At 71.9% G+C, this 4,234-nt stretch carries 4 protein-coding genes; 2 read left to right on the forward strand and 2 right to left on the reverse strand.

The genetic code is table 11. From position 1 onward, the window contains the following. Positions 1 to 108: 108 nt before the first annotated feature. Entirely contained in the window at positions 109 to 297 is a 189-nt protein-coding gene (locus tag AB0D45_RS34580) for a DUF5999 family protein (RefSeq protein WP_030236602.1), read from the reverse strand. Between the two features lie 260 nt (positions 298 to 557). Then, complete coding sequence (locus AB0D45_RS34585; protein WP_362466618.1) at positions 558 to 1,178, reverse strand: hypothetical protein; 621 nt, start codon at positions 1,176 to 1,178, stop codon at positions 558 to 560. Between the two features lie 492 nt (positions 1,179 to 1,670). On the opposite strand from AB0D45_RS34585, the gene AB0D45_RS34590 reads away from it, so the two are divergent. Then, complete coding sequence (locus tag AB0D45_RS34590) at positions 1,671 to 3,206, forward strand: glutamate-cysteine ligase family protein (protein ID WP_362466621.1); 1,536 nt, start codon at positions 1,671 to 1,673, stop codon at positions 3,204 to 3,206. 127 nt (positions 3,207 to 3,333) lie between these two features. Beyond that, complete coding sequence (locus AB0D45_RS34595) at positions 3,334 to 4,131, forward strand: CPBP family intramembrane glutamic endopeptidase (RefSeq protein ID WP_362466624.1); 798 nt, start codon at positions 3,334 to 3,336, stop codon at positions 4,129 to 4,131. Positions 4,132 to 4,234 lie beyond the last annotated feature (103 nt).

Here is a 4,234-nt window from a genome sequence, read left to right on the forward strand (position 1 = left end):
CGGGGCGCCCCGGGCCCGCCCGCCGAGGGGCCGGTGACACGGTGAAGGGGCCGGTTCCGGAGCATCGCGCTCCGGGACCGGCCCCTTCACCGTCCGCGGTGCCTGCTCCTAGGCCACCGCGAGCGGGCGGTGCGGGGCGATGATCTGGCCGTCCGGCAGCAGCTCACCGGTGTCCTCGAAGAGCAGGACGCCGTTGCACAGCAGGCTCCAGCCCTGTTCCGGATGGTTGGCCACCGGGCGCGCGGCCTCCCGGTCGGCGGATTCTGATGACGGGCAGGCAGGCTGGTGCTGGCACATGGATGGGTTCTTTCGCTGCGGTGTGGTCTGTTCGCTACGGCTCGATGCGTGATTCATGGCCGTCCCCCTGTGTCGTCCCCGCACCTGCGGGGAGGATGTCCTCAGTGTTCCCCCAGGACGGCTGCTTCGCAGGTATTTCCCGGCAGCTGTCCTCTTGGAATGAGGACGCATCACCCGTGCGGGCGGTTCAGGCCAACTCCCCTGTCATTTCGGGTGGTTCGCATTGACCCGAGCGGACTAGGCCGAATGGGTCACCCGGGTCAAGCCGCGGGGGCCGCGAGCGTGGGCGGGGCGGGTGGGGCCGCCGGGGTCAGCCGGTGGGTCAGCACGGGCAGCAGCTCCGAGACCGGGTACGGCCGGTAGGGGGCGATCCCGGGCGGGGCCGGGGCCAGCGGTACCAGCAGGTCCGCGGCGGCGGGCAGGCCGGCGGCCGCGTCGGCGCCGACCGCCCCGTGCAGCCACAGGGTCAGCATGTACAGCTCCGGTACGGACAGCAGCCGGGGCTGGTAGCTCTTGCCCAGCGACTCCGCCTGGCGCAGGGCGCGTTCCGTGGCGGCCACGTAGGGGCCCTCGAAGAAGTGGGAGAAGGCCCAGCCGTCCGGGGTGAGGCGGGTGTCGGCCGCCGCGACGAAGCGGTCGCCGCCGCGGATCAGGAACCGCCAGCCGGTGAGCCGCGTACGGGGCGGGCGGCCGCCGGACGCGTGGCCGGACACACCGAGCCGGTCGAGCACGTGCACCGGGAGCGGGAGTTCGGCGGTCAAGGGCCCCTGGAACGAGCGCAGGGCGGGGGTGTGCGCCTCGTGGACGGCGGTGGGGGAACCGAGTGCCGCGAGGACGCTGCGCAGGGCGGGCGCGGGAGCCGGGGGGACATGCAGCGGCATGGTGGGTCGCCTCTCACTTGGGAGACCGGTGGTACGGGGGAAAGTGCGGACGGAGCAGTCGCATTCTGGGGTCAGAGGTGGGCTTTGGGGCAATGGCCGCGCGCCAACTCTCTGCCTCGTTTGCGGAGTTTATACGACATGTGTTCACGCAGTGTTTCGGCTAGCCGTCCCGGCTATTTCCGGCAAGGCGTCTTCCGGTCCCGCTGTCATGGTATTCATGCCGGTTGCGCGTGGACAGACCGCGCTGACCTCGGAGGTTACCGGATGGGGGCTCGGCTGGAAAGCTCCGGTAATCCGGAATCGGCAAAGGCCATGCGGAATTTGCGTCCGGCCGGTTGCCACGGGAATGTGCCGGAGCGCCCATCCGGCCATACCGGCGCGCGCTCCCCGCCAAGCCGTCCCGGCCCGGCGTTATCGATCACCGGGGCGGGGCATCATCGACCGTAACGTGCGCCCGGGCGGACCGGGCCGGACTCGTGGAGGGACGCTTCGATGGGGGAGAAGGTCGTGGCAGGCGGATTCGACCTGTCCGATCGGCATCGGTATCGGAGGAAGCTTCACGAGTGCCTGGAGGGGCTGGAGCGGCTTCTGGCGGAGAAGAGGTTCGATCGTCCCAAGAACATGATGGGACTGGAGATCGAGCTGAATCTCGCAGGTGCCGACGGTTTGCCGCGCATGGTGAATGCGCAGGTACTGGAGAGGATTGCGAGCCCTGATTTCCAGACCGAACTGGGAATGTTCAACCTGGAGGTGAACGTACTCCCGCACCGGCTCGACGGCAGGGTATTCGACCAGCTCGCCGAAGAACTGAGCGCGGGCCTCCACTACGCCCACCGGCAGGCCGTGGAGATCGACGCGGGCGTCGTGATGATCGGGATACTGCCCACCATCTCCCGCGCGGACCTGGCCCTGGCGAACCTCTCGGCGGTGGACCGCTACTCCTTGCTCAACGAGCAGATCCTGATGATGCGCGGCGAGGACTTCCGCCTCGACATCGACGGGGTCGAGCGGCTGAGCTGGAGCACCGGGTCGATCGTGCCGGAAGCCGCCTGCACCTCCGTACAGCTGCACCTGCAGGTGACCCCGGCCCGGTTCGCCGACGTGTGGAACGCGGCGCAGGCGGTGACGGCCGTGCAGATAGCGGTGGGGGCCAACTCGCCCTTCCTGTTCGGGCGGGAGCTGTGGCGCGAGTCGCGTCCGCCGCTGTTCACCCAGGCCACCGACACCCGGCCGCCGGAGCTCCAGGCGCAGGGGGTGAGGCCGCGGACCTGGTTCGGGGAGCGGTGGGTGGACTCGGCGTACGAGCTGTTCGCCGAGAACGTCCGCTTCTTCCCCTCCCTGCTGCCGATCTGCGACGAGGAGGAGCCGCTGCGGGTGCTCGCCGAGGGCGGGGTGCCGAGCCTGCAGGAACTGGTGCTGCACAACGGCACGGTCTACCGGTGGAACCGGCCCGTCTACGGGGTCGCCGACGGGGTGCCGCACCTGAGGGTGGAGAACCGCGTCCTGCCCGCCGGACCCACCGTGGCCGACGTCGTCGCCAACGCCGCCTTCTACTACGGCCTCGTACGGACCCTCGCGGACGAGCAGCGTCCGGTGTGGACCCGGATGCCGTTCGCGGAGGCGGAGGCCAACTTCGACGCGGCCTGCCGGTACGGGATCGACGCGCGGATCCGCTGGCCGCGCCGGGGCCGGGCCGGGGGACTGGTGAGCGTGCCCGCGGTACGGCTGGTGCTGGACGAGCTGCTGCCGATGGCCGCGGCCGGGCTGGATGCCTGGGGCATCGAACCCGCCGACCGGGACCACTACCTCGGGATCATCGAGGAGCGGTGCCGGCGCCGGGTGAACGGGGCGACCTGGCAGGTGGAGACGTACCACCGGGCGCTCGCGGGCGGCCTCGAACGCGACGCCGCCCTGGCGGCGACCACCCGGCGCTACAGCGAGCTGATGCACAAGGGCGCCCCCGTGCACACCTGGCCCGTGGGCCTGGAGGAGCAGGAAGTGGACGCCAGGGCGGCGGTCCGCCGCTGAACGGTGCTCGTGCCGGCCGGTGATCCGCGCCGGCCGGCCCGTCCCCCGCTGATCCCGTCCCGCTGATCCCTTCCCGTCCCCGAGGGGGCAGTATGGGGTGGTGGTCGGATCGGGACGGGAGTCAGGCGTGCGGGTGCAGCCGGAGCCGGTGGTCGTGGAACTGCGCGAGGACGGGCGCCGGGTCCTGCGCACCGAGACGCTGCTCGTGCTGGCGCTGTCGCTGGGCGCGAGCGGGGTCTCCGCGCTGATCAGCTTCATCGGCTCGCTCACCAAGCCGGGCGGCCTCAAGGACCAGGCCGCCACGCTCAACGGCTCGTACGCACCCGGGCGGCCCTGGCTGGACCTGGCCTGGCAGCTGTTCGGGATCGCGAGCGCGCTGGTCCCCGTGCTGCTCGTCGCCCACCTGCTGACCCGCGAGGGAGCGCCCGGGCTGCGGGTCCTGGGCTTCGACCGCACCCGGCCCGGACGGGACCTGGCCCGGGGCGCCCTCGTGGCCGCCGGCATCGGCAGCGCCGGGCTGGCCTTCTACCTGGCGGCCCGGGCCACGGGCTGCAACCTGACGGTGGTGCCGGAGGCGCTGCCCGACGTGTGGTGGAAGTTCCCGGTCCTGATCCTCTCCGCGGTGCAGAACGCCGTGGTGGAGGAGGTCATCGTGCTGGCGTACCTGCTGCGCCGGCTGGACCGGCTCGGGTGGTCGCCGACGGCCGCGCTGCTCGCCAGCTCGGTGCTGCGCGGCTCGTACCACCTCTACCAGGGCGTCGGCGGCTTCGTCGGCAACATGGTGATGGGCGTCGTCTTCGTCCTGGCCTACCGGCGTTGGGGCCGGGTGGGCCCCCTGGTCGTCGCGCACGCCCTGCTCGACATCGTCGCCTTCGGCGGGTACGCCCTGCTCGCGGGCAAGGTCGGCTGGCTGCCGACGCTCTAGGGGGGTGTCCGCGAAGTAGCGCCGGCCGCCCGCAGGGCAGGCGGGACTTCGGGGGGACCCCGGGGGGGCCCTCCCCGTGAGGCCGCCGGGGGGGGAGGGTAGA

It is taken from the genome of Streptomyces sp. NPDC048352, from assembly GCF_040651895.1.
In the GTDB taxonomy this organism is placed as follows: domain Bacteria; phylum Actinomycetota; class Actinomycetes; order Streptomycetales; family Streptomycetaceae; genus Streptomyces.